Below are 24,623 nucleotides of genomic sequence, written 5' to 3'. Positions count from 1 at the left end.
CGGTCAGATCTTGTTGTAGGTGCCGCTGTTCCAGAGGGCGCCGCCCTTGCCGGGGCCGCCGGTCTTCTTGTAGACGACGAAGTTGCCGTCGTCCTGGAGCAGGGCCCAGGCGTCCGGGTTCCCGCCCGTGTAGGTGCGCCAGCGGACCGCGCCGTCGTTGTTGGGGCTGGCGTTGGCGATCGTCAGGTCGCCGCGGTGATGGCCTTGCCGTCGCGCTTGCGGTACATGACGAGGTTGTTGTCGTTCTGGAGCACCAGCCACACGGAGGCGGACTCGGCCCAGCCGCCCTGGTCCCAGTGCGGCTGCTGACCGCTCGGCGGGTTCGCGCACAGCTTCGCGTGCCGCTTCTTGGTGCCGCTGTCCCACGAGATGCGGTTGTTGCCGGTGCCGCGGCCGGTCACCCACAGCTCGCCGGAGTCGGAGAACCAGGCGCGGACGCTCGTGTCGGTCCGGTCACCGTAGGTGCCGCTGTTCCAGAGGGCGCCGCCCTTGTCGGGGCCGCCGTCCTTCTTGTAGACGACGAAGTTGCCGTCCTCCTGCATCAGGGCGTACGCGCCCGGGTTGCCGTACGTGCCGGTGCTCCACAGCGCGAGGTCGGGCCCACCGGGGAGGCCGACCGCGTAGATGACGAGGTTGCCGTCCTCCTGCATGACGAACTCGGGCTTGAGCGGCGTGGGGACCACGCGGGTGCCCGGGGCGAGGCGCTGGCCGGGGGCGAGGAACGTGCTGTTGCCGGCGGTGAAGTTGTCGCATTCGGTGGGGTCGGAGGCCGACGCCGTCGCCGGGACCAGGGCGGTCAGGGCGGAGGCGGCGAGCAGGGGCGACGACCGTTCTGCGGAGCGCATGGGTGCGCATGGTGTGGTTCCCCCCAGGGAGCGAGCGCCTGGCCGGAAACGGCCGGGCATGCGTGATCCCTTTCTACCCTGCCGCCCCGGGACCGGTTCAACCGGTATATGCCTTGCCCCGCCGCATCCGGGCATGCGTGAGGGGCGGGGCTCCTCGCGGAGCCCCGCCCCTCACGTGCGGTTCGACCGGTGGCCTACAGGAACGAGTTGATCTCGATCGTCTCGGTACGGCCAGGGCCGACGCCGATCGCGGAGATCGGGGCGCCCGACATCTCCTCGAGGGCCTTCACGTACGTCGCGGTCGAAGCGGCGCAGGTTCAGGGACATCCGGGCTCACAGCCACTACCCAAGATCGCCCATCTACACCCGGCGCCCCAGCTCGTCCAGCTCGGCCTTGAGACGGAGGCACTCCGGGAGCGCCCTGCCTAAAAAGATCAACGGCGACGGCGTCGGCTACAGCCCGGTCAACACGGTCCCCAGCACGTGCGGACCGGCCAAGAACGAGCTGTGCTACGACGCGTACGGCCGGCCGAGCGCCGGAGCCGACGCCCTGGGCAAGGTCACTCAGACCGTGTTCACCCCCGCGTCAGGTGAGGTGCCCACGAAGACGGTGCTGACCAACTCGCTCGGGCATACGGTGACCACGGCGCTGGAACCCCTCCGCGCGCAGCCGGTGCAGACCACCGACGCCAACGGCAAGGTGACCGCCACGGCCTACGACCCGCTCGGCCGCGTGACCAAGGTGTGGCTGCCGACGCGTTCGGCCGTCACCTACCCGGACAGCCCGAACTTCGCGTTCGACTACCTGATCCGCAACGACGGTCCGAACGTCATCACCACCAAGACCTTCAACCACGAGTCGGAGTACCGGACGAGCTACACCTTCTACGACGGCCTGCTGCGCCAGCGCCAGACCCAGGAGACGTCGCCCGACCTCTCGGGCCGGCTCGTCTCGGAGAACTTCTTTGACACGCGCGGGTTCCAGTGGCGTTCGTCCAACAGCTACTACACGCAGGGAGCGGCGGAGCCGGTACTGGTCAAGGGCCAGGAGCTCAAGTACCCGGCCTCCATCGACACCGAGTACGACGGCGCGGGCCGCGTCACCGCGGTCATCTCCAGGAAGTTCGGCGACGAGACCAAGCGCACGTCGACGAGCTACAGCGGTGACACCACGACCGTCGTCCCCCCGACGGGCGGGACCGCGGTGAGCACCGTGGTGGACGCTCTGGGCCGGACGACCGCGCGGACCGAGTACACGAAGAAGGATCTGACGGCCGGGGAGACGACCCTCTTCGGTTTCGACCGGCTGGGCCGACTGGACAATGTCACGGACCCGTCCGGGGCCAAGTGGACCTACGGCTACGACGTCCGGGGGCGCAAGACCCGGGTCGAGGATCCCGACAAGGGGGCGTCGACCACCACGTACGACGTGGCGGACCGTCCCGTCGACACCACGGACGCGCGTGGCATCACGCTCCGCACCGAATACGACGAGCTGGGCCGGCGCACCGCCCTGAAGAAGGACGGCACGACGCTGTCGGCATGGCTCTACGACACGGTCGCCAAGGGCCAGCTCTCCAAGTCCACGCGCTACGTGGGCGGCAAGGCCTACGAGACGGCCATAACCACCTATAACGGGCTCTACCAGCCCGTGAACACCCAGGTCACGATCCCCGACTCCGAGGGTGCACTGGCCAACACATACAAGTGGACCACCTCGTACAACGCGAACACCGGGCAACCGCTGTGGACGAAGCACCCCGCCATCGGCGGGCTGCCGCAGGAGACCGTCACGACGGGCTACACCCACGGCAGCGGGCTCACGGCCTTCATGGGCGCCGGCACCGATCCCATCATCTCCGACGTCACGTACGACCACTACGGCCGGAGCCTCATCGAGTCCTACGGCGACTTCGGGCAGAAGGTGAGCGTCTCCAACGCCTACGACGAACACACCGGGGCGCTGACGGACACGTACCTCGACAGGGAGAAGGCCCCGCAGCGCGTCGAGGACACGCATTACACGCAGGACCCGGCCGGCAACGTGACGGCCATCTCGACCTCCTCCGGGCAGGACGCGAGCCGGACCACTGACACCCAGTGTTTCCGCCTCGATCCGCTCAGGCGCGTCACCGAGGCGTGGACCAGCACCGCACCGCAGTGCAGCGCCGCTCCCTCGGCCGCCGTAGTCGGCGGACCCGACGCGTACTGGACCAGCTACACCTACGATGCCGTCGGCAACCGCAAGGCGGAGACCCGGCACAAGACGGCCTCCGGGCCCGCGATGGACACCGTCCGCACATATCAGGCCCCGAAGACGGGGACGCACCAGCTGCCGGGGGTCAAACAGACCGGCACGGACGCGCACGACGAGTCCTTCACCTACGACCAGGTCGGCAACACCCGCAGTCGCACCATCGGTTCCATCGCCCAGGACCTGTCCTGGGACGAGGAGGGACGGCTGAAGTCGGTGAAGGAGGGGGCGAACACCTCCCAGTACCTGTACGACCCGGCGGGCCAGCGCCTGGTGAGCCGCGATTCCACGGGCACCACGCTCTACCTGCCGGCGGGCAACGAGCTGCGGCTGGACAAGACGGGGAACGTGGTGGGTACGCGCTACTACGGTCCCGGCACCACCACCGTGGCGATCCGGACCCAGTCGAAGCTGGTCTTCCACTTCAACGACCACCACGGCACCGGAACCACCCAGATCACCGCCGATGCCGCTCAGACCGTGACCCGCCGAAAGAGCACGATATTCGGCGGCGTGCGAGGCACGTCCTCGTCGGGCTGGACGGGCAACAAGGGATTCGTCGGCGGCACGAAGGACGCCGACAGCAAGCTCACCCACCTCGGTGCCCGTGAGTACGACCCCCTCCTCGGCCGCTTCATATCTGTGGACCCGCTTCTCGAATTCGATAAGTCTCAGTCTCTGAGCGGATACAGCTACGCGGAGAACAACCCGACATCGTCCTCGGACCCGACGGGGCGCGCCTCCATGATCAGGATGGACTGCTCGAACGGGTGCGGGGAGCAGATCGACTTCATCGAATCCCATGTGTCGCCGAACTTCATCTCGGGCGAGACCTGGGAATCCAAGTACCCGGTGTATAAGACGCTCAAGTCGAAGACCACCGTCGTTCTTGCCGAGGTCCCCCCCCCAAGCCTCGCAAATACCAGTACGAGGCTCCCAATGGCGTGTGCGTCTGGGCCGCGGCCAGCAGCTGCGCTTCCTACGAAGCGCCGGGCCAGTCGTCACAAGACATTCCCGATCTGCCGCGCCCGGAGGGCGACGCCGCATGGGTGTCCAACGCTCGTAGCGAGATGTACAAGTTCGGCATCATGACGGATATGACCGGCGGCTCACTGGGCATGTTCGCCCTTCGCCCGGGCACCCGGTGGAACCAGCTGGTGCGTCTGCCCGAGGGGCTGACCAAGTCGCAGTTCTCGGAGGTCGGTTCCGTCTTCAAGTCGCAGCTGAAGACGGAAGGGAACGTCGTCGTCCAGGGGAGCCGGGTGACAGGGAACATCACCGGCGGATCAGACATCGACTTCGCGGTACGGGTGACGCCCGAAACGTTCGACCGGCTGATCGCGGCGCGCTGGAAGAACCCGAATCCCGGTTCCCAAAACGAAGCCACCCGGGACCATGCGATGAAGACGGGTAAGATCACGGCCGGTGACGCGCGGCCGAAGCTGAGCCCCATCAGCGAGCAGATCTCCAAAATCCTCGGAGACAACGTGGATCACGTCGACGTCTCCATCATCAAGATAGGAGGCGAATTCGACAATGGACCGTTCATCAATGTCAAGTGAAGACACCAGCGCGTACGAATACAGCACCATCTACGTGAAGTATCCGTTCGTGCCGTCGGCTTCGGAACTCGCTCCCGCGAGGGGTCCCGCGCTTTCGGTGGTCGCCGCCCACAACGATTACGAGGACGGGCCTCCCGCCGCTGCGGAATTCCTCCAGTGGCCGACGGTGCTCGAATGCGAGGCCGTCCCGGGTGCCTCTGCTCGGGAGATCGTCTCGGCCGTGAGGGATGTCCTGCAGGGCATGTGGAGCCGAAGTATCCGCGCGGTGGCCGTCTGCGATTTCGAGGATGAGCTCCCGGACCCTCCCGAGGACCTCGCGATCAGGTAATCAGCTGTCCGTAACCGCCCACCGGGGTATCAGGTGGGCCGTTACGGCTGTCAGGGCATGAGCGCCGCGGTGAGACGAGAGCCGGCCGTCCTTCGGTTTCTGTTTCTTGCCCGCACCGTCGGCCGCCACGACCGGGCGCGTGTCGCCCCCGCGGTTCACTGGTCGCGGATCCCGTTGCCCCTATCGTGATCACCTTGGCTGGACCCCTCCCCCGGCTCCAGGGTGTAGCGCAGACTCTGGCAGGCCGCCCGGATGCCGCTCAGGACGATGTTCGGGCTGGGGCGGGCCGTGAGTTGCTCGTACGGGTCGAGGATGAAGCGCGCCACGGTCTGCTCCGCCTGCGAGTCCAGGCCCGAGACGACCACCAGGAAGAAGTCCTTCTCCGTCCTGGCGCGCTCCCACTCGTGCGGCGTCACCGTGACGGAGTCGCGCTCCTTCTTGCGGACGGACTTCACCTCGTAGAACCGGCCCAGTTCGTCCACCGCGTCCGCGCCCAGACCCCGTTGCGTCCGCAGGTCGCGCAGGCGTGCGTCGTCCCCGGCCAGGATCTTGCGTACGACGGTCATGGCGGCGTCCTCCTGGTCCACCGGCGTGTACGAGACCGGCGCGCTCCGCTGGCGCGGCGGCGCCGTGTTCGCGCGTGGCTCGGAAAGCGTGGGGCGGGCCGGTGCGGTCGTCGGCGGCTGGGCGGGGCGCGGAGCACGGGGCGGGGTGAGCTGCACCCGGTCCCGTACGACCTTCAGTCCGTCCGTGTTGACCAGACGCCCCACGGCGCGGTTCATCGTGCCGGGGGCGGCAGGCGGCCGGCTCGCCGTCGCGCCGCCGGCCTGAGGCGGCTTGGGCTGCTTGTCCGCGGCCGCGGCCGTCTCCTGTCGGAACGCCGCGAGGCGCTGTGCCCGTACCTCCTGGGCGGCCGCCTCCTCCGCGCGGGCCAGATCCTCGGCCCGGACGATCTGCGTCGTGTCCATGCCCGCGGTGGCCTTCTCCCATGCCTCGCACCATGCCTGGGCGACCGCCCTGCGGTGTCCGCGGAAGCCCGCGGCCAGGGCTCGCCCGGTACCCGGCCGTGCGAGGTGGGCGAGGTCACGGGTGTAGAGGGTGGCCGTCTGCCAGTCGACCGCCAGGTCCATGGGCACCTCTGCCGGAGCGGGAACCGCCACTCCGGCCCGCGGTGCGGGGAACGTGACCGTGCAGGTCAGCTCGGGGGCCACCCGTACGGCCAGGCCGGCCAGTTCGTCCCAGGAGCCCAGGATCTCGCGGGCCGCCCCGGGGTCGTTGCGCTGCAGGTCCTCGTGGAGATGGCCGACGGCGGCCGCGACCAGGGCCGCGGCCCGGGGTGCGGGCTCACCGCCGTCCCCCGGCACGAGCGGCCGTACCTCGTCCCTCCCCAGGCAGGCGACGCGCAGGCGGGGCAGCAACTCGCGGAAGTGCTCGAGTTCCGCGCCCGGACGCCAGATGGCGACGTCGTGAGCCAGGACCGCGGCGAGGCCTGCGACCACGGACTCGTCCTCGACCGCGTAGACCGGGCGCTGGGTCACCCACCCCCGGCCGGTCCACAGCGGAAGCCGATCGAGCCGTAGCCCTGCCAGTTGGTTGGGGTCGTGCGCCGCGAGGTTCTGGAGGAACTGAAGTGACTGCAGCAACACGGTCTGATCGGCGGCGGAGGGCTCGACCGACCGTTCGGCGGTCGTTGCGGGAGCCAGTTCCTTGATGACGCCGACGGCGTCGTCGGCGTCGGGCTCCCGCACTCCCACCGCCCTCCAGAGCGCCTCGCCGCACCGAACGGTGGGCGCGAAGGCCCGCAGGCGGCCGAAGAGCGGCGTCCCGCGCAGGCACTGAGCGGGCCTGCGCCAGCCGACGGCGGTGAGGACGAGGCCGTCCCCCGCGGCGAAGGCGGCCACGAGTTCCCGCGGCACGACGCCGTCCGGCGACGCAGGGGTGGTCGTGGTGGCGGAGGCGGTGGACCCGGCCGCGGCCGGCGCGGCCATCCGTTCCGCCAGGGCTTCGTAGAGGATCCGCGCCCCGGCCACGTCCCGCGCACCTCCCGCCCGCTCCGCCTCACGGTTCTTGCGCAGGTGCGCCAGGATGTCGCCGACGGTCGGCTCGCCGCCGATGCCCAGGGCGCGCAGGACGTCCGCGCGGCGCCCGACGGCCTGCTGGACGTCACGGTGGAGAAAGCCCGCGGGGTCGGCGCCGTAGACGGCGGTGGTGCCCGTCGTCCGCAGGCGCAGGCCGTCACCCGGCGCCGTGGCCTCGCCCAGGTCGTTGTCCAGCCAGGGGATCTCCCGCAGCTGCCAGAGCCAGAAGGCCGGAATGCTCGGCTTCAGGTACCACCTGCGGTTGGCGTCTCCGTGCTCCACCCGCTCATGGCCGGCGAACCTGCTTCCCCAGGTCCGGGCCAGGACGCGGATCAGTGCGATCGCCCGCTGCCTGCGCGCGACGGGATCCGGGTCGGCGGCGATGCTGCGGGCGACCGCGGCCAGGTCCGGGCTCGTCAGGTCATCGAGCGTGAACTCGCTCCCGGCCATGGCCCGGGTGCGGCCGGCGGGCGTGCCGAGGACGTTCGGCGCCAGCCCGTTCCGGTGGAGGCGCCAGACCTGTTGCGCATGCTCGCGGAGCCGTGGTGCGCCCTCGGCTCCGAGGAGGCGCAGGAAGGCCTGCGGGCTCAGTCCGCCGGCCGCTCCGCCGGAGCGCAGCACCTGGTGGTAGCGGGGACGGATCCACCACAGGCCCGGGGTGGTTCCCGCCGCATGGGCGAAGCTCTCCAGGCGGTCGGTGCCCTCGATGCCCGTGGGGAGGTAGGCCTGCGCCGGCGGGGCGACGCCCTCCTGCGGGGTGCCGGCGTCGTCGTACTGGCGGGCCTTGAGTAGTACGGCCATACCCACTCCGGGGCCGAGGTTGCGCCGGTCGCCGTCCGGGACCCGGTCGAAGGCGTCCTTGAGCTGGACGAGTTGCTCGTCGGTGAGCGCGAGGGCCGAGCTGCCGAATCGCCTGCGTCCGTACGCGGACAGTCGGCGCAGGACGGCGGCCGGGTCGTCCTCCGTCAGCAGGGCGGCCATTGCTCGCAGCCAGTTGCGGACCGCGGTGGCGGCAGGGGTGTCGGCGAGGAAGACGGGATGCAGGACGTGCGCGAAGCCGAGTCCGGCCGCCAGGCCGCCGCGGCCGGACGTGAACATCCGCAGGTCGGACTGGCCCGGTGGCCGGTGGTACACGCCGACGTCATCGACCAGCCAGGCGTAGGTGGCGAGGCGGTGGGCCGACGCGCCGTCGGCGACGCCCACGGCGGCCAGTTCCACGGCCGCCTCCAGCGGGCGGTCCTGGTCTCGCAGGAGCACCATCGCGTCCCAGACGTCGACCGTCCGCGGTGCGGGAGGACTGCCGTCGGCGCCGGCGCCGTGCGTCTTCCAATCGGCGAGGACCTCGCGGTAGCGGCCGGCGTCGTCACGCGCGGCGACCGGCAGGGCGGGGCGGTCGGCGACCCGTTCGACGTCGGCTTCCGTGAGCACGCCGGTCAGTGCCGCTACCTCGAGAGCCAGCTCCCCCGGGCTCATCGGGCCCCTGCCGGGAACCTCGACAGTCATCCGTGCGCACACCTGCGCGCGCGAGCGAGCCAGCACCGCCTGCTCCAGCGCGGTCACCACGGCCGCGCTTTCGCGGTCGCCGCCCTCCCGCACCTCTCCGGAGGTCGGCAGGGGCAGCACGGGCCACGCCGTGGCCGGGTCCCGGTGGAACCGGTCCACCAGCGCCGCGGCCCAGAGATCGGCGACCCGGGCGACGAGGGCGTCGTTCCAGTCGGTCTGCGACAGGCCCTGGCGGTTGGGCAGCGGATCGAACGGCGCGTGCAGGCGCAGGGGAAGTGCGAGTCCCGTCACGGGGAGACCCACGTGGACGTGCCCGACGGACCCCTTCGCCCCGCCCACCGGCACCGCGACGCCGAGGTCGACGGTCTCGGCCGCGGCCTTGCGCATGGGGGCGACGCCGGGCGGTGTCGCCACGGTGGCGCGGCAGACCTGCCAGTGGAGACCGTCGGGGTCGCGTACCTGCGCCACGTCCACCTCGACGCCCTGGCCGGCTACTTCAGCGGTGAAACCACCGTCCGGGACCCGCTCCAGACCGAGACTCGGACGTACCCGGCCCTTCGGGTCCAGGTGGGTGACCCGGGAGACGCTGCGGAGGAAGAGGAGGGCCGCGTGGCCCCAGGTCCGCAGCCATGCGTCCACATCGGACGGGGCCAGGCGCCGGGTCCGCAGGGGGATCCGGAAGACGGTCCAGGTCCGGTCGGGGCGGTCCGCGCGGTCGCCGTCCCCCTCGACCACCAACGCGCGTGGGAACTCCCTGGGCGGGGCCCAGCTCAGCCCCGATTCCGCGATCCGCAGCCCGTAGTGCCCGCTGTGCACCTCGATCCATGGAGAGAACACGTAGAGCGTCATCAGGCCGATGCCGAAGCGGCCGGTGGCTCGGGCGTCCGCGGCCTTGCTGGTCACCCAGGGCATGGAGAGCGGCATGACGTCGCGCAGGCGCACGGGATCGCCGTCGTGGGCGAGCAGCAGCTCCCCACCGCTGATCATGATCCGGACCTCGCGGGCTCCGAGGTCCTCGGCGTTCTGAACGACCTCGGACAGGCCCTGAAGGGGGTCGCTGGACAGCTGCTTCGCCGCGGCGCGCGCTCCCTCGAGGGATTCCTGGACGACCCCCTCGATGTCGGCGTACAGCTCGCCGAACCGCTCGACGGCCTTGCGCGTGGCCGCCGCCCCTCGCGGCTCGGGCACGTCCAGCTCCGGCTTGACCTTCTTACGGAACAGCCGCTCGGCCCACTGGACCGCGCCCGCCTCTCCGACCTCACGCTGCGCTGCCACGCTCTCCCACCCCTGGTTTGCACGTCATCCGATGGCCCAACGAACCGGCGACGATGCGGCTTCGGGCACGTCCCCACGGGCGCGGGGAGCAGCTCGCCAGGCAGACGCAGCCGGTGACCGGCTGGGGTTCATCCCGCGTGCGCGGGGAGCACTAGCCGTTGACCGGCCCCGTCAGGTTCGCCCCGGGGCCATCCCCGCGCGTACGGGGAAGGAGGCTCTGAGCTGGGACTCTATTCGGGCCACCCACTGCTGTGGAGCACTTTCGCCGAATCCGGCGATCTACCCGCAGCCTCCCTCTCAGGCCGCGAGAGGGGCAGAACACACGCCCTGGCCGTCCGCCGTCGGCCCGGTCACCGCACCGCCGAGAGCCCCGGGCTAGGGACACGTGTTGGACGACGCTCTGAATGAGCACGTACGTGAAGGCTCGCGACGTTCCTGGTGGACATGAGCGTTGATCCCGGTATGCCGTCTGATCCTGCTTCGTGTGCGACGACACGTTGAGCACGAAGGTCGTCGTACTCGTTGAAGTGGTCAGACGTGCTCGGTGACCTGGCTGCAGCTCTTCTGGCTACTGGCGCCGCACCGCAGCCGCGAGAGCGGCCCGGCAGACCGTCGAAGCCGGGATCGTGGCCCGGATACGCAAGGTCCACCAGGACTGCGACGGCACCTACGGAGCCCCCAGGATCACCGCCGAACTCCGCGACCAGGGCGGCCCGGCGGTCAACCACAAGCGCGTCGCCAGGATCATGCGGACCATCGGACTCGAGGGAGTCCGTCTGCGCCGCCGGCACCGCACCACGCTCGCGGACCAGGCCGCAGCGAAGGCGCCGGACCTGATAGGCCGTGACTTCACCGCGGCCGCGGTCAACAGAAAGTACGTCGGCGACATCACATACCTGCCGGTCAGCGGCGCGAAGCCGCTCTACCTCGCGACCGTCATCGACCTCGCCTCACGCAGGCTGGCCGGATGGGCCATCGCCAATCACATGCGAACCGAGCTCGTCATCGAGGCCCTGGCGGCCGCCGAGCGGACCCGCGGAAACTTGACCGGAGCGATCATGCACACGGACCACGGATCGCAATACACGAGCAGGGCCTTCGCGGAAATCTGCAGGTCAGTAGGGGTCCGGCAGAGCATGGGCGCGGTCGGATCCAGCGCCGACAACGCCGCCGCGGAAAGCTTCAACGCCGCCTTCAAACGGGAGACACTCAAAGGCCAGAAGGCCTGGTCGAGCGAGCGCCAGGCGCGGCTCGACGCCTTCCGCTGGCTGACCCGATACAACACCCGCCGCCGGCACTCCCGCCTCGGCCAGCGGTCCCCGATCGCCTACGAGAACGACCTCCAACCAGCAACAACTACCCTGACCCAAGCCGCATAGACGTGTTCAACATCTGGGGTCAAGGCCCGTGGCGGCATGGCCCTGGACACTGCACCCGCACCGGCGGCGGGTCAGACAGCCGGCCTCGCCGCCGAGCTGCGCGTGCCCGGCTGGCGCGCGCTCACCAACCGCGCCAACACGCTGCCCGCGTGGAGCAGGCCAACGGCGGCACCGAGCCGGCGCCCGCCGAGGAGCCGCCCGGCGCGCAGGAGGGCCCGTCCGCGTCCCGTGGCTCGTTCATCGCCCTCACGGCGGAGCGGGTGGAGCTGCTCGTCGCCGCGGTGGCGGACGGAGCGAACCGACCGTAGCGGGAGACCTGGTCATCTGAGATGAAATCAACTGGCATGAACCGGAACGCAGGCCCGCTGAACTGGCCATATAAGCGCAGTCACCGAACCGGTATCGAGATCACCGATCTACCGCCAAATCCCGGTCGAATCCTCCTACCGACGCCAGAGGCCCGCGGGTTCAGGAAAACGGCCAGTACACCGGCCAACACGCAGAAAACCCCAGTTCACAGACACGTTGACGGCATACCGTTGAACCGTCACAACCAACCAGCAACGCAGACCACCCCCGCCGATCCAAGCAGAAGATTGGAACAGGCAGGGGCAGAGCGGGCGGGCAGGGCGCGGGGGCGGGTCAGCCGCAGTACGCCCTCACCACGCGTGTGAGGAAGTCTTCCTCGTCGTACACCAGCGTCAGCCGGGACCGGTCCGTGCCGTCCCCGCCGGGGGGGGGGAGGTCGTCTTCCTCAACGAGCCGATGGCGGCCGGTGAGGCGACCGTCACCGTGCCGACGGGAGCGATCCACCCGAGGCGCACGACGTGGTCCCCGTCGGTGCGGCGCACGCCGAGGCAGCGGGCGGCCTGGTCGGGGCCGAGGGGGACGTGGCGGTCCAGGAGCGGGGGCAGGTCCCGGCGGCGCGCCTTGGCGGCGGCCTGGTCCGGGTGGACGTCGGGGAAGACCGGCTCACCGCCGAGGTAGGCGAACAGGCCGGCGCGGACGAGGTGGCCGACCGCGGAGGGCGGTCACGCGCGGACGGCCGTACGGCAGCGGCTGCCCGAGCGCCTCGGTCAGTCGCTCCGCCGCCCAGGACTCCCCCGCCGGGCCCCGCAGCGCCGCTCGGATCCCTTCCGCGTGGGCGGCCTGGACCACCGCACGCGACCACTCCCCCGGCCGCGCGCCGACCGCGGGGACCAGGCTCGAGGCGAGGGTCCACCGCCAGGCCGCCGCCGACACCTTTAGCCGGCCCGCCCGCCCCGTACTCGTCGCATGACTCACGCATCTCCCGTTCTCGCGCTCCGAAGCAGCGAGGCCGAGAAACGGGGAGCAGGGCCAGGAGTATGAGGAATGAGGCACGCCCGGGGACGCCGCCTGCGCCGTACAGCACGTGGCAGCCGGGGCGTGAACGAAGGTTCGCCGGGTATGCGCGGTCACACGACGAAGCATCACCGCACCATCGAAGAAGTGGGGTCCAACCATGATGATCGCTGGAATCATCGCCGTCTGCGTGGTACTCGCCGTTCTGGCGTTCTTCCTACCCCGCCTCTCCAAGCACCCCGAGCGCGGCACCCAGAAGACCCTCGGCCTGGGCTCCCGCGCGGGAGGCAAGGCGCCCGGCCCGCTGGGCCGCCTCTTCAGCAAGCCGTTCCGCAGCGGTTCGAAGGCGGTCGGCAAGAGTGGCTCCGCTGGCCGCCGCATTCGGGGCCACATGCCCTTCTGACCTCGCGCCCCTATCGGCCCGGCTCCCGACCCCCGTCGGCGGCCGGGCCGCGGTGTGTCTGGGGTGGGCCCGACTCTCCTCACAGATTCGTGGTCCGCCGGCGGAACCGGCCGCGGCTCCTGTCCGACGCTTGGTCGTCCTCCGGCTCCGGCCCCGCGACGGCCTGGAGGCGAGCAGCTTCGGCGGCGGCTTCCTCGCGGGCGACGTCGTCGGCACGGCAGGTGTCGCACAGGGACACGTCCCCGGCGTTCCAGGCCGTCCGGTGCGCGATGGTCTCCTCCCAGCGCTGGTCGGTGAACTTCCTTCCGCACTGCTTACAACGGGGCGCTGTGCCTCCCGCTCAGCAGCGTGCGGGTGTCGCTCCGCAGGGCGGGTGCATGTGAGAGGTGGAGTCCGGCGGCGGCAGCATCGGCCGGACGTTGGCACGCCGCCGGGGAGCCAGTGTCGCCTACTCACGGGCCGAGCCACAGGGGGGAGCATGGGGAAGGTGACCAGGGTTCCGCGGCGGTGTGCGGAGCGCTCAGGACAGGGCCTGTACCGGTGTTCAGGGCACCAGGAGCCAGAAGGCCTCGTCGTGGTAGTTGCCGTCCTGGGCCGTGACGACGGTGAGGGTGTCGTCACGGTCGCCGCGCTGAGAGGTTGCCGCGTAGGCCGCGTAGACGTCGACATGCCAGCCAGAGCCGGAGACGGGCGTCGTCTGCGGCGTGATGTTGGTGACCTTCAGGCGCGGATCGGTGAAGCGGATGCAGTAGATGCCGGTGCCGCCTTTCTCCACCGACTTGATACCGGTTCCACGGTCAACCTGCCCATCGGCGTAGATCAGGCCGGACGCCTGGGCGTGCGGGGCCCTGACAGGGTTGCCGATGCCGTCGGCCACAGCGATGCCGCCGACGGTCACGGCTGCGACGGCAACGGTCGCGATCAGCGCGGTACGGCGGGCCTTCTTGGACTTGAACACAGAGAGCCTCTCTGGAGAGCCGGAGGCCGGCTCAGAAGCCACGCCGCAGGGTGGGGGTAGGGGTGACGCAGCGCTCGGCGGGCGCCTTACGGCAGGCCGGACTGCTACACGACGGCGAGGTTGAACCCGGCGTCGGCGGCGGCACCATTGGAGTCGCGCACGTAGACCAGGATGGTGTTCGCGTCGCTGCCACAGGTCGGGTTCGCAGTCGTGTAGGTGTGGACACTGCCGCCCGCCGGGCCGTTGCTGGACAGCACCAGGCTCTCGCTGAGTCGACGGCGTCCGGGCCCACGGTGACGCAGAACGCGCCGAACCGGCGTTCCAACTCCTGACCACGTTCTTGGTCTTCAGCAGGTCTCCGTTCGAGCCGACCTCGGCAGCCGCCCGAGTGTGGGGCGCGTACAGGGGCACGGGATCCGCGAGAGCCGGAGCTGCGAGGACACCCGTCAGGGCGACGGCCCCGACCACAGGGACGGCGAATCGACGCATGGTGAACTCTCCTTCGATGGGACGCCTCACGACACGGTCCTTCAACGCGAGGACAACACCTCGTCCCCGCCGAGCATGTTCAGAAGCAGGTACTAACCGCCGTCCGGCCCGCGCCCGACCGGCCGGGGCGCCGCTGCTACGGAGAGGCGGTCAGGGCCGCCCCTTCCCGGGCCTGTGTCAGCTCCGCGCAGCGGATGCCCCGTCCGGGGTGCCACTCCATCACCGGCGACGCGCTCGCCCCGTGATCCTCGCACCAGGAAGCGGGGACAATCCCGCCGCACGCGTGCCGCGCACACGGACACCACGACAGCTCGATGTACACCCGCCCGCCGAGGCGGCCCGGTCACTCACCCGCACGTCACCCGTCACCGCCACCGCTCCGGCGCCCGGGACGGCCAGCCGCCGCACGCTCATCCCCCACGCCGCACCTGAGGCACCCGTCAGGGCGTCCGCGTCGGCCGGCTCCACCCACCCGGACACCCGGTCCGTCCCTGCGACGTCGTCGGCCGGCACAACTCCGGGTCGGCCAGGCGGAACTCGGCTCCCGGTCCGGTCACGGACAGGACGGCGGTGGGGAGCGTGTGGGGGATGGTGAGCTTGTGGTGGGCAAGGAGCCAGGCGGCAATCGCGCGCCGGTCGAAGCAGGGGTGCACGTCGGTGCCTGCGACCGGTTCGGGGAAGCCGGGCAGGGTCCGGCGCCAGGCGACGACGACGGCGCGGCCCACCCGAGCGATCCGCGCGACCTCTGCCAGGAACGCCGTGTCGTCAGCGGGCGCGGCCCGCTCCAGCGCGGCAAGTGGGGAGCGGTGGCCGGGGCCGGTCCGGCGGACCTGCCGCCAGTCGACGTGGGGGCGGGTCTGCGGCAGCAGCGCGACGGCGGCCGCCGAGTACAACGGGACCTGCACCACTCCCCCGGCCGCCCGCCCATAGTCGACGGCGGCCATGCCCCACCGACGACACCCACCCGAGACGTACCACGTGGTCGAAGTCGGTGCGGCGGACGCCGAGGCGCACGGCGGCCTGGTCCGGGCCCAGGGGCACGTGGTGGTCTAGGAGGGCGGGCAGGTCCCGGCGGCGGGCCAGTGCCTCCACCTGGTCCGGGTGGACTTCCGGGAACTGGATGTCGCCGCCGAGGCGAACCAAGAGGCCGGCGCGCACGAGGTGGCCGACCGCGGCCGCGGTCACCCGCGGCCTCCGCCACGGGAGCGGTACACCGAGCGCGCCCGTCAGGCGGTCTGCGGCCCATCCCGCGCCGACCGGGCCACGCAGGGCGGCGCATACCGCTTTCGTGCCGGCGGCCTCCACCACCGCCCGCGACCACTCCCCCGGGCCCGCGTCGGCCGGCGGCACCAGCCCGGTCCCGGCAGCCCAGCGCCACGCCGCCAGCGGCACCCGCAGGCGTCCCGCGGCCTGGCTCTCGCCGTACGCTGCACACCCATCACGCTCTCGGGGGTGGCATACGAGCAGAAGCTGGACGGTCGCCGCTCTCCGAGTGCTGGAGTGATCAGGTAAAGACACCCCACCAATCCTGACTCTCAGTCCGCGACGAAGGGTGCGTATCCGACCGGCACCTCGCTCACCTCAAGGTCTGAGAAGACCAAGGTCAGATCATGAGCGTTGGTCTCAATGTGAACCTCATGGAAGTCGATCCCGACAGCCTTCGACCAGCGGAGGGCAGCCTCCAACTTGAGACGAAGCTCGGCTCCGTACAACTCGTGGTGGTTCGCGCCCCAGACATAACCGTCGAGGTCGATGGCGGTTTCGTGGTCGAGGAGCCGCTCGTCCAAGGAATCCCGCCAGGTATCCGTGGACAGGAACGTCTCGCATCGGGTCTCGACGCAGTACCGGAAGAGATACCGCAGGTAGTTACGGCCGCCCCCCATCCCGATCCCGATCCGGAGCCTGCGCCGGAGAACGATTCCTCTGGCTCGCCATGGCCGACCGGCCATCGTTTCGCCGACCGCACCAGGGCTCGGCACGCCCACGTACACGCACTGCTGGAAGCCGGGCACAGTCGTCGCTCGGTCCAGCGGCAGCTCGGCATGACCTGGCGGACCGTCAAGCAGCTCGCCGAGGCCAAGGCTCCGGAGGAGCTGTTCACCGGCCAGTGGCAGAACCGGCCCTCGGTCCTCGATGACTACAAGCCCTACCTGGACGACCGGTGGAACGAGGGCTGCACCAACGCCTGGAAGCTGTGGGAAGAGATCGTGCCGCTCGGCTACAAGGGTCGCTACCAGCGCGTCCGCGCCTACCTGCACAAGAAGCGCACTTCCCCACGACCGGTAGTCGCCCTGCCGCCCTCACCCCGAACGGGTCGCCGGATGGATGCTCCGGCGACCGGAAACCCTTCCCGAGCCCGAACAACTGCTGCTCAAAACCGTGCGCACCCACTGCCCCGAGATCGACGCGCTCACCCGACACGTCCGCGCCTTCGCCGTCATGCTGACCGAGCGCCAGGGCGAACGTCTTCCGGACTGGCTCGTCGCCGTCCGGCAGGACGATCTGCCCAGTCTCCATACCCTTGCCGCCGGCATCGACCGCGACCGCGATGCCGTCATCGCCGGTCTCACCCTGCCCTGGAGCTCGGGCGCAGTCGAAGGCCATGTCAACCACATCAAAATGATCAAGCGGCAGATGTATGGACGCGCTGGCTTCAACCTCCTGCGCAAGCGGGTGCTGCTTGCCTCCTGAGCGCACTGTCAGTGGCCAGTGCGACGATCCCCAGACGACCGCGCGAGGAGAGACATGGGCACCTGGGACATCGGCCCCTTCGACAACGACACCGCCGCCGACTTCGCCGGTGACCTGGACGAGGCAGCACTGGAAGAGCGCGAAGCCATGATCCGGGGCGTGCTCAAGCGTGCCGCCGGGCCCGCGGACTTCCTGGGTATCTACGACGGCGAGCGAGCCGTGGGCGCGGCGGCTCTGGTCGTTGCCCAGCATTCTGACTGCGATCGGCTGTGCTCGAACTATGGCCCTTCAGAGCCGCTACCGGAGTTGCCCGCAGACCTTCGAATGCTCGCCGTCGACGCCCTGGATCAAGTGGTCTCCAACCAGTCTGAACTCGCAGAGCTGTGGGCCGAAGCCGCGAACTGGCCGAAGTGGCGCCAGGACATCACCCGCCTCCGCGACGTCCTTGACCCTCCGATCCCGCCACAAGAGGAAGCCCTGTTTGAGATCTAATCGGTGACCCACAGTCACGGACCACAGAACGAGCCAGAACCGCTGAACATGAACAACGCCAGCCCAGATCGGCCCCTTCGCAAAGTGCCGTCTTCTCTGCACTAATCGAGGTGAGCCGGTCAACGGCACCAGTCACGAGTCGGCGCGCGGAGACCGATCGTGTTCATGAGGAGGAGCTCATGGCCGGTCATGGGGCCAACCGTGCTCCGGCGGCGGCCCGTACTTCTGGTGTTTCCATCGGGTCGTCGCGGAGCTCGGCAATGCGTTGCAGGGTCTGCGGGTTGTGGGTTGCCGAGGCGATGGCCAGGAGCCGCGCCCGTTCCTCGCAGTCCCAGAGCGACTCGAAGTATGCATCGTCCAGGGCGGACGGGTCGATCGCGGCGAGAGCCATCAGGTAGTCGGTGCGCTCGTAGGAGTGCGGGGTGTGCCGCCAATAGCGCCACAGAACGGGCACCGCGTCGGCGGCCTCGGGTCCGAAGCGGGCCAGTCTCCTCGCTGTGGTGTCGGGTCCGCACCAGGTGCGGGCGGTCCACTGTTCGGCGAGTTCGGCCACTAGCCCCGGTAGTGCCTCAGGCCCGGGGTGGTCGGCCAGGACGTCCGCGCCCAACCCGGCCAGCCACTCCCGCCCGTCCACGGCCCACCCGCGCGCCGCCGGCAAGGCGAGGGCTCCGAGTCGGTCGACCGCCCGCCGGAGCGCGGGCAGGGGGCGGCTGCCGTCCCGGGGCCCGAGCGAGGGTACGAGCGGGATCAGCCCCTCGGCCGGCTCGCGCCCGGCCAGTGCACGCAGCGCATCGATCTTCGTGTTGAACTCTGTGCCGGCGGCGGCCAGCAGGGCGAGCAGTTCCTCGTTGCTGAGCCCGCCGAGGGACGGCCGCGGACGGAACGTGCGGCCAGGCGTCTCGATCCCGAACCGGCTCCACGGCTCGGCGGACCATGGAAGCTCTTCCTCCTCGCCGATCCGGGCACGTGCGACGTCGCCCAGGTCCTCCCACCATTCGGTCGGCCAGCTGTCCGCGACCGACTGCAGTACCACCACCCAGTGTTTGCCCATCCGGATGTATGCCCGGAGCCCCTCCCTGGCCTCGTCCGAACCGGCGAGGGCGAGCAGCTCCAGCACATCGGCGGCCCGCGGACACTCCTCCTCATCCCTCGCCAGGTGGTCGACGGCCAGCGCCGACGACAGCTTCAGGTCCCGGATCAGCCGAGCCTGATAGACGCCTCGGTCGTCGCACTGGGAATCCCACGTCCAGTCCTGGCGGATCCCGTCGTACACGAACGGCGCGGCGGCCTTCGGGGCACACCGTGCGCGCTGCGCACCCAGCCCCCGGCCGCGCTGCAGCAGCCCTTCCAGCGTGTCGTGGCGGGCGTAGGACACGGTGCGGGACGTCTCGTCGTAATAACTCATCACGCCACACCTTGCCCGGCCGGGGGCGTAGCCGCCATGCGTTATCGGCCCGCCCCCTGGTGCAGTCAACGCGTCAGCCGTATTGCCGCTACGGCGTCGGAGCGTACTCACTCTGCCAGGAGCAATCCGGGTTCCCGGCAATGAGGGCCGTGGCCGCTAGGTGTATTGACCGACTCGGAACGCGCAGTTCGAACAGGCGCCTGCCGATGATCAGCTCGCCGGGCACCCTCGTGGCCGCCGTCTTTCGGTGTCAGCACGCATCCGGATGGGGAGGCGACACGTAGATCGCGGACAGCACCCCGTCGCCGTCCACCTCAACCGGGACGGGGGCGGTGGCGTCGACCAGTTTCAGGTCGTACGGCAGAGCCCGCAGCGGGAGGTCCTCGCCGAGGTAGGTCACAGAGACCGTGCCACGACAGGCCGAGGGCCCCGGCGGCGCGGTGTCAGGCACCCGGCCGTCCTGCGGGCCAGCCGCGTGCGAGGCGATGCCGATCAGGGTGTACGAGTATTCGTAGCGGGCGCCGCTGATGACGTCGGCCTCACGCGTCTTCTTCAACTCGACCCAGTAGTGAGCGAGCTTCACCGAGACCGCCTCGCACGGGCGTTTGATGTCCTCCGGGGTGAAGTTCAGGCCGGAGGAGTCCAGCGCCAGGCCCTTGGTCTGGTAGTTCCCGCTGGTGCTGCGGAGTTCCTTCAGGTAGCCGGTCAGCTGCTCGACGCTCATTCCGGCGGTCTGCACGCACTCCTTGGGCACGGTGGGCGGCGGGCTCGCCGCCGGGGCGGCGGAGCCGGTGGCGGGCGTGTAGTGCACGAGCCCGGAGGGCGAGGGAGACGGGACCTGCGCGGCGGGCTCGCCGCCCCCTGAACATCCCGAGACGGCCAGCAGCGCGGCCACGAGGGTGGCGGCCAGTGCAGATAACGCACGCGCGTGGTGCATGGATCCCTCCAGGTGCGAATCGAGACGGCTTCCCCGGTCGGATCTTCTCAAGCACGGAAGGACCCGCGCAGGCGTTCGGATCAGGAACCGCATTGGGGCTTGAGGAACATCCGTGTCATCTCCCTCACCCCGACCGAGACCATGCCCGACCAGCAACTGCAGCCCCGACAACCTGCTCGGCGTTACCGGGTAAAACGCCGGGCGGCGAGGAGGCGGGCGGGCACCGGCCGGGGAGTACGTTCGGCCGGCTGGGGTGCGGCCTTAGAGGCACTAACAGAAGCCGGTTGTGGTGTGACTGTCGGCTTGGATGCTCGTTGGTCTCATCGTGGGGAAGAGGGAGTCTCGTCCGTGGATTGTCTCGGATGAACTGTGGTCGTTGATCGAGCCGTTGCTGCCGATTCCGGGGCCGAAACTGAAGCCGGGCCGGCCCAGAGTGCCGGACCGCCAGGCCTTGTGTGGGATCTTGTTCGTGCTGCATACCGGCATCCAGTGGGAGTACCTGCCCCAGGAGCTGGGGTTCGGTTCGGGCATGACCTGCTGGCGCCGCCTCAAGGCCTGGAACGAGGCCGGGGTCTGGGACCGGCTCCACGTGATCCTGCTCGAGAGGCTGCGGGCGGCCAAGCAGCTCGACTGGTCCAGGGCGGTGATCGACTCCAGCCATGTCCGGGCCGCTCGACGAGGCCCAAAAGCGGGCCCAGCCCGGTCGACCGCGCACGTCCGGGCAGCAAGCACCACCTCATCGTCGACGGCCAGGGCATCCCACTCGCCGTCTCGCTGACCGGCGGAAATCGCAACGACGTCACCCAGCTGATACCGCTGCTGAAGAAGATCCCCTCGGTCGCCGGCCTGGTCGGACGGCCACGGAAACGGCCCGACACGCTGTTGGGCGACCACGGCTACGACCACGACAAGTACCGCCGCCTGGTCTGGGCGATGGGCGTCAAACCGGTGATCGCACGCCGCGGTGTCCCGCACGGATCCGGCCTCGGAATCCACCGGTGGGTGGTCGAGCGGACGATCGCCTGGCTCCACGGCTTCCGCCGCCTACGCATCCGATGGGAACGACGGGATGACATCCACGAAGCCTTCCTCGGCCTCGCCACCTGCCTCATCACCCACCGACACGTCCAACGCCTTTGTTAGGACCTCTAAGAAGCGGTCGTACACCTGGCTCGCGTGAGTACGCCCCAGAGGCGCGTGCCGCCGCCGGTGTCCAAGTGGCGGCGCCGCGAACAACGGCCCGCTCGCGAGCGCGACGTGTGCCTGATGCAACAGCTGGCCCGGGTGGGCGTCGTCGTGTCCGTTGCCGTACTGCCGCCGCAGCAGCGGCTGCTCATCACGGTCGTTCACCCGACCAGCCTTACAGCGGCCGCCGACAGCGCGGGTCTGAATGGGCAGCGGACCGGACCTCTGGGCTCGGGTTCTAGCGTTCGCCGGCTCGCCCGGCGCTCCGGATCTTGGCGTGACTGCTGTGGTGGCGTCGCTTTCATGGCTTGAGCAGGCGACGCCCGGAAGGGGATCCGGATCTGGCGGCCAGCCCTTTGGTACGCCTTGTCGCTTCCGCAGCGACGAGCGCGTCGACGATCCATGACTCCGAGCGGCCGCCGCCAGGTCATGGGTGGAGCCCGGCATGGCGGCCGAGGCTGGAGCAGTCGGCCGACGGGCCAGTGAGGACCTGCACATTTTCCCTGAGTAGCACGGCATGTCCGCGGCGATCGGGTCGCCCCGCAGCAGGATGCCGTCCAGGGTCACGGACGCCTTCATCGGGACCGTCTCCATCGCCTCGTCCAGGGCAGGGATGGTGCGAGGACGCGCAGGATTTCGATCGCCCCGCGTACGTACCAGTAGACGGTCGCGATGCTGAACCATGCGGCGAGCTAGGCGTAGGTGTCACCGCACCTCAGAGGACCAGGGCCAGTAAAGCCTGGCGGCCGGTGGGGAGGCATCGCCACCGCGTGCCGTTCTCCCGCCGCCTCGCAGTGAGCTGCCCAGGCAGGTGCTGCAGCGGGCGGCTGGACAGATCGATCAACGACGGGTAGACAAGCATGGAACCGGGTGATCTTGGTCGAGAACCCGTCTACCAGGAGCTCGTCCCGGCGGGCTCTTTCCCGCTCCCGCCGCACCGGCTGACCTGCGCGGTCACGTCCTGCCGAGGTAGCGGCAGGGTACGTACGACCGGGGCATGGTCAGCCGGTCCGGTCACCACGCGGCGATGACCGGCGCGTCCGGTTCGTGCTGCCGCCACCCTTCGTTGAGGCGCGCGAGTCGGCCAGCTGCGCCTATGCCACGCAGGGACGCGACCTTCCCGTCACGGACTTCGAACGCCACGGCGCCCACGACCCGGTGCTCGACCACGGCGAGGACGGCCGGGGAGCCGTTGACCAGTGCGAAATGGAACGTGGGCGAGCCGCCTGCCAGCCGCCGCTTCGCCGGCGTCGGCTTGAAGCCGGCCCGTACGTACGAGGCAACCTGCTTGGGCGTCGTGTACTGCAAGAGCCGCTTGGCCAGCCCGGCGCCGTCCGAGAGTGCCATCACGTCGTCGGTGAGCAGCGCCACGAGCCGTTCAGTGCGCCCCGACGCGGCGGCGGCGAGGAACTCCTCGACGACCCGGCGCGCGGACGCGGGGTCGGTCTCAGCGCCTCGGCGGCGCTCGTCGGCGACCCGGGTCCGGGCCCGGTGGACGTGCTGCTGGCTCGCGGACTCGGTGATGTCGAGGATCTGGGCCGTCTCGGCGTGGCTGTACCTTCCCGCCTTCCCGCAGGTTGTCCAGACGCTCGCGCAGGCGCAGCGCCGAGGGCCGGGCGGCGACATCGAAGGCGTGCTCGGCCACACCGGGGATGCTCCGGTCGTCACCGTGGCTGCCCAGCGCGTAGAGGAGCGTGTCGTAGCCGAGTTCCCCGACGCCGTCGGAGCCGGCCACGGCGACGACCTGGCGTTCGGGGTCGACGGCGCTGGCACGGGCCAGGCACAGCCGTATCGCCGTGCCCGCGAAGATGTCGGCGAGCTTCTGAATTTCGATCTCCTGGCCGGCCGCGACCTGGTGGAGCCGCATCCGCTCGACGAAGTCCGGCACAGCGTTGACCACAGTGATCTCGGTGTCGGCCGGGGACAGTCAGCGGGCCAGGTTCCCCGCCACGTAGGTCCCGGCATAGCCGGCGCCAAGGACGACGATGCGGTGCTTCATGTGATGCTCCTGTCGGTTCGCTCCGCTGGGCTTTCGGTGACTTGAGCGGGACAGGGAGCCGAATCCTGACAGGAACTGGATGTGACGTAGGCCACGGGGGTAGACCGGGGACCGGCGGATGACTTTCCGGGTGCTCGGCCGCCATGCCGTGGTCGGCCTGAGCTCCGGCGCCCCCGGGGAGGCACCTATGACGCGCTCGCCCGTACCCAGGCCGGGGCAGGCACCGCCGTGCTCCGGCGGCGCCTGATCGTGCTGCCCTGCCGGCTATACGGCCATCCGTACCGGGCGGCGCCGGGCGGCTCCCGGGCGGGCAGGGCGGAGCTGTGCCAGCAGGTTCGCACCGGGTGATCGCCTGCTCCAGGCGAGGGGCAGCTCGACGCCATCGAAAGCGTGACGGTGCCGCTGGACGGCAGTGCGCAGCGGTGGACAAGGTGGTCGAACCCGCTGTTGGCGGCTCCGATATATCCCGATCAAGGGACACCCCACGCCTCTCACCTGCGGTGGGGAGAAATGGGTCTGATGCAGGTTCGGGTGACAGGCTTGGTCGCGCCGGTTTGGCCGCGACGGATCGCGTCCAGGAGGAACGAGAGCGCGCCGGTTCCGAACATGGCAGCGAACCACAGCGGGTCGTTGCCGATGTAGATCGCGAGGGCGATCAGGAGGCAGCCGGCGGTTATTTCAGCGGCGAGGGGCCGCCTTGCTGGCGGTCACAGAAGCAGGCGTATTTACCATCCTCCTCGGGGCCAGACGATCGGTGCGGCGACGTGCGGATGGGGGAAGTGGCTGTAGTGGGTGAAGATGACGACTTCCTTACCTCGCTTCCAGGCGTATGTGCTCACGTCTGCGATGTACCACCTGCAGTGCCTCAGCGCCTTGATGAGGAGCTTGAGCTTGCCAGGCAGTTGGTTCTCGAGCACGTGCTCGCATGCGCCGCAGTGGAGCACTTGGACGTACCGGGGCCTGCGTGGGCCTGTGTCGTGTTGCCTTCTGCGTTGCCGGAGGTCTTCCGCTACGCCAATGCGACCACGGGCCCCTGCCCAGCCCTGGCGTGCTGCATCCGTCAGTTTACGAACGAAGAGGACGACGAGGACAGCGGCCACGAGATCGAGGACGTCACCGACGAGCATCGTCGTGGCTGCGTCACGCCCCGCGTCGGCGCTCTCGGCACGGGTGTAGGACATACCTCCGTACCAGCCCAGGAGTCGGGCCAGCACGAAGGTGCCCCACCACAGGTTGACCAGGGTCAATGGGAACCGGCTGTAGCCTCCGCCAGCTGCGAGGGGCGTGCTCGACCCCCAGGTGGTCACGGCAATCCGGTACGGCAGAAAGGGGTTGGCCAACGGTACGAACCAGGCACCGATCGCCCAGCCGCACCCGAGCCTTTTCGCACCCCGCGCGAAGACCTCGGCGTTCGTGCGCACGCGGTGGAACCCGATGCCCAGCGCCGGAACCGGCGTCTGCCCCTGGGAATCGGTGCAGGTCAAGCAGGTCAGAACGCTGGCCTGCGGGCCGTGTGG

The 24,623-nt window shown here is 70.0% G+C and carries 17 protein-coding genes and 4 pseudogenes; 9 read left to right on the top strand and 12 right to left on the bottom strand.

Annotation, left to right across the window (positions count from 1 at the left end):
- Positions 1-3: 3 nt before the first annotated feature.
- Both ACFWW8_RS26190 and ACFWW8_RS26185 read right to left on the bottom strand, forming a co-directional pair.
- Complete coding sequence (locus tag ACFWW8_RS26190; protein ID WP_386531838.1) at positions 4-261, bottom strand: hypothetical protein; 258 nt, start codon at positions 259-261, stop codon at positions 4-6.
- Entirely contained in the window at positions 183-845 is a 663-nt protein-coding gene (locus ACFWW8_RS26185) for a hypothetical protein (RefSeq protein WP_386531837.1), read from the bottom strand. Before ACFWW8_RS26185 ends, ACFWW8_RS26190 begins: the two co-directional genes overlap by 79 nt.
- 394 nt (positions 846-1,239) lie before the next feature.
- On the opposite strand from ACFWW8_RS26185, the gene ACFWW8_RS26180 reads away from it, so the two are divergent.
- The 3 genes from ACFWW8_RS26180 to ACFWW8_RS26170 are packed head-to-tail and all read left to right on the top strand — an operon-like array spanning position 1,240 to position 4,989.
- Positions 1,240-4,191 carry an RHS repeat domain-containing protein gene (locus ACFWW8_RS26180; RefSeq protein WP_386531835.1) on the top strand — a complete coding sequence of 984 codons (2,952 nt, stop codon included), beginning with the start codon at positions 1,240-1,242 and terminating at the stop codon, positions 4,189-4,191.
- Positions 4,170-4,661 (top strand): nucleotidyltransferase domain-containing protein, encoded by a 492-nt coding sequence (locus ACFWW8_RS26175; RefSeq protein WP_386531834.1) that lies wholly within the window; start codon positions 4,170-4,172, stop codon positions 4,659-4,661. Before ACFWW8_RS26180 ends, ACFWW8_RS26175 begins: the two co-directional genes overlap by 22 nt.
- Positions 4,651-4,989, top strand: coding sequence for a hypothetical protein (locus ACFWW8_RS26170; protein ID WP_386531832.1), 339 nt, complete (start codon positions 4,651-4,653; stop codon positions 4,987-4,989). The genes ACFWW8_RS26175 and ACFWW8_RS26170 overlap by 11 nt, the downstream gene beginning before the upstream one ends.
- A 155-nt stretch (positions 4,990-5,144) precedes the next feature.
- On the opposite strand, the gene ACFWW8_RS26165 is transcribed toward ACFWW8_RS26170, so the two are convergent.
- Positions 5,145-9,845, bottom strand: a complete 4,701-nt coding sequence (locus ACFWW8_RS26165; RefSeq protein WP_386531830.1) for a sacsin N-terminal ATP-binding-like domain-containing protein — start codon at positions 9,843-9,845, stop codon at positions 5,145-5,147.
- Positions 9,846-10,402: 557 nt separating this feature from the next.
- Between ACFWW8_RS26165 and ACFWW8_RS26160 the strand changes: the two are divergent.
- The 3 genes and pseudogenes from ACFWW8_RS26160 to ACFWW8_RS26150 form a co-directional block, all read left to right on the top strand.
- Positions 10,403-11,224: pseudogene (locus ACFWW8_RS26160) on the top strand (IS3 family transposase); the annotation flags it as partial.
- Between the two features lie 149 nt (positions 11,225-11,373).
- Positions 11,374-11,532 (top strand): hypothetical protein, encoded by a 159-nt coding sequence (locus ACFWW8_RS26155; RefSeq protein ID WP_386531828.1) that lies wholly within the window; start codon positions 11,374-11,376, stop codon positions 11,530-11,532.
- A 1,175-nt stretch (positions 11,533-12,707) separates the two neighbouring features.
- Positions 12,708-12,950 carry a DUF6411 family protein gene (locus tag ACFWW8_RS26150; RefSeq protein ID WP_386531826.1) on the top strand — a complete coding sequence of 81 codons (243 nt, stop codon included), beginning with the start codon at positions 12,708-12,710 and terminating at the stop codon, positions 12,948-12,950.
- A 544-nt stretch (positions 12,951-13,494) separates the two neighbouring features.
- Here ACFWW8_RS26150 and ACFWW8_RS26145 read toward each other — a convergent pair.
- The 3 genes from ACFWW8_RS26145 to ACFWW8_RS26135 form a co-directional block, all read right to left on the bottom strand.
- The gene (locus ACFWW8_RS26145) at positions 13,495-13,908 is read right to left on the bottom strand and encodes a hypothetical protein (protein WP_386531825.1); all 414 of its coding nucleotides are present in this window, start codon (positions 13,906-13,908) and stop codon (positions 13,495-13,497) included.
- 104 nt (positions 13,909-14,012) lie between these two features.
- Positions 14,013-14,165: a hypothetical protein gene (locus ACFWW8_RS26140; protein WP_386531823.1), complete on the bottom strand. Its 153-nt coding sequence runs from the start codon at positions 14,163-14,165 to the stop codon at positions 14,013-14,015.
- A gap of 672 nt (positions 14,166-14,837) precedes the next feature.
- Positions 14,838-15,341: a hypothetical protein gene (locus ACFWW8_RS26135; protein WP_386531821.1), complete on the bottom strand. Its 504-nt coding sequence runs from the start codon at positions 15,339-15,341 to the stop codon at positions 14,838-14,840.
- Positions 15,342-16,313: 972 nt separating this feature from the next.
- Here ACFWW8_RS26135 and ACFWW8_RS26130 point away from each other — a divergent pair.
- Positions 16,314-17,088: pseudogene (locus tag ACFWW8_RS26130) on the top strand (transposase); the annotation flags it as partial.
- A gap of 54 nt (positions 17,089-17,142) precedes the next feature.
- A complete protein-coding gene (locus ACFWW8_RS26125) occupies positions 17,143-17,580 on the top strand; it encodes a DUF4259 domain-containing protein (protein ID WP_386531819.1) in 438 nt (145 codons plus the stop codon).
- A 187-nt stretch (positions 17,581-17,767) separates the two neighbouring features.
- Here ACFWW8_RS26125 and ACFWW8_RS26120 read toward each other — a convergent pair whose 3' ends face one another.
- Together ACFWW8_RS26120 and ACFWW8_RS26115 are read right to left on the bottom strand one after the other, a co-directional pair.
- On the bottom strand, positions 17,768-18,985 hold the full coding sequence (locus ACFWW8_RS26120) for a hypothetical protein (RefSeq protein WP_386531818.1): 1,218 nt from the start codon (positions 18,983-18,985) through the stop codon (positions 17,768-17,770).
- A gap of 250 nt (positions 18,986-19,235) precedes the next feature.
- Positions 19,236-19,922 (bottom strand): hypothetical protein, encoded by a 687-nt coding sequence (locus ACFWW8_RS26115; RefSeq protein ID WP_386531816.1) that lies wholly within the window; start codon positions 19,920-19,922, stop codon positions 19,236-19,238.
- Between the two features lie 307 nt (positions 19,923-20,229).
- Between ACFWW8_RS26115 and ACFWW8_RS26110 the strand changes: the two genes are divergently transcribed.
- Positions 20,230-21,065, top strand: a protein-coding gene (locus ACFWW8_RS26110) for an IS5 family transposase (RefSeq protein WP_386531814.1) whose coding sequence is annotated in 2 segments (ribosomal slippage) — positions 20,230-20,608 and positions 20,608-21,065 — 837 coding nt in all. Because the reading frame shifts where the segments join, the coding sequence is not laid out codon by codon here.
- On the opposite strand, the gene ACFWW8_RS26105 is transcribed toward ACFWW8_RS26110, so the two are convergent.
- The 4 genes and pseudogenes from ACFWW8_RS26105 to ACFWW8_RS26090 form a co-directional block, all read right to left on the bottom strand.
- Positions 20,967-21,272 carry a hypothetical protein gene (locus ACFWW8_RS26105; protein ID WP_386531903.1) on the bottom strand — a complete coding sequence of 102 codons (306 nt, stop codon included), beginning with the start codon at positions 21,270-21,272 and terminating at the stop codon, positions 20,967-20,969. The genes ACFWW8_RS26110 and ACFWW8_RS26105 overlap by 99 nt on opposite strands.
- Before the next feature lie 849 nt (positions 21,273-22,121).
- Positions 22,122-22,676 (bottom strand): annotated as a pseudogene (locus ACFWW8_RS26100) (sigma factor-like helix-turn-helix DNA-binding protein); the annotation flags it as partial.
- Positions 22,663-23,106: pseudogene (locus ACFWW8_RS26095) on the bottom strand (FAD-dependent oxidoreductase); the annotation flags it as partial. The pseudogenes ACFWW8_RS26095 and ACFWW8_RS26100, both read right to left, overlap by 14 nt.
- A 725-nt stretch (positions 23,107-23,831) precedes the next feature.
- Positions 23,832-24,527 (bottom strand): DUF4328 domain-containing protein, encoded by a 696-nt coding sequence (locus tag ACFWW8_RS26090; RefSeq protein WP_386531812.1) that lies wholly within the window; start codon positions 24,525-24,527, stop codon positions 23,832-23,834.
- Positions 24,528-24,623 lie beyond the last annotated feature (96 nt).

The sequence above is a fragment of the Streptomyces sp. NPDC058701 genome (assembly GCF_042715295.1).
Lineage (GTDB): Bacteria > Actinomycetota > Actinomycetes > Streptomycetales > Streptomycetaceae > Streptomyces.
This window is presented reverse-complemented; position numbering and strand designations above follow the sequence as displayed.

Excerpts from the sequence above, each read along its gene's own strand:
- ACFWW8_RS26115 (WP_386531816.1), bottom strand. The coding sequence starts at position 19,922 with ATGCACCACGCGCGTGCGTTATCTGCACTGGCCGCCACCCTCGTGGCC.
- ACFWW8_RS26120 (WP_386531818.1), bottom strand. The coding sequence starts at position 18,985 with ATGAGTTATTACGACGAGACGTCCCGCACCGTGTCCTACGCCCGCCAC.
- ACFWW8_RS26170 (WP_386531832.1), top strand. The coding sequence starts at position 4,651 with ATGTCAAGTGAAGACACCAGCGCGTACGAATACAGCACCATCTACGTG.
- ACFWW8_RS26185 (WP_386531837.1), bottom strand. The coding sequence starts at position 845 with ATGCGCTCCGCAGAACGGTCGTCGCCCCTGCTCGCCGCCTCCGCCCTG.
- ACFWW8_RS26135 (WP_386531821.1), bottom strand. The coding sequence starts at position 15,341 with ATGGCCGCCGTCGACTATGGGCGGGCGGCCGGGGGAGTGGTGCAGGTC.
- ACFWW8_RS26150 (WP_386531826.1), top strand. The coding sequence starts at position 12,708 with ATGATGATCGCTGGAATCATCGCCGTCTGCGTGGTACTCGCCGTTCTG.
- ACFWW8_RS26175 (WP_386531834.1), top strand. The coding sequence starts at position 4,170 with ATGTACAAGTTCGGCATCATGACGGATATGACCGGCGGCTCACTGGGC.
- ACFWW8_RS26125 (WP_386531819.1), top strand. The coding sequence starts at position 17,143 with ATGGGCACCTGGGACATCGGCCCCTTCGACAACGACACCGCCGCCGAC.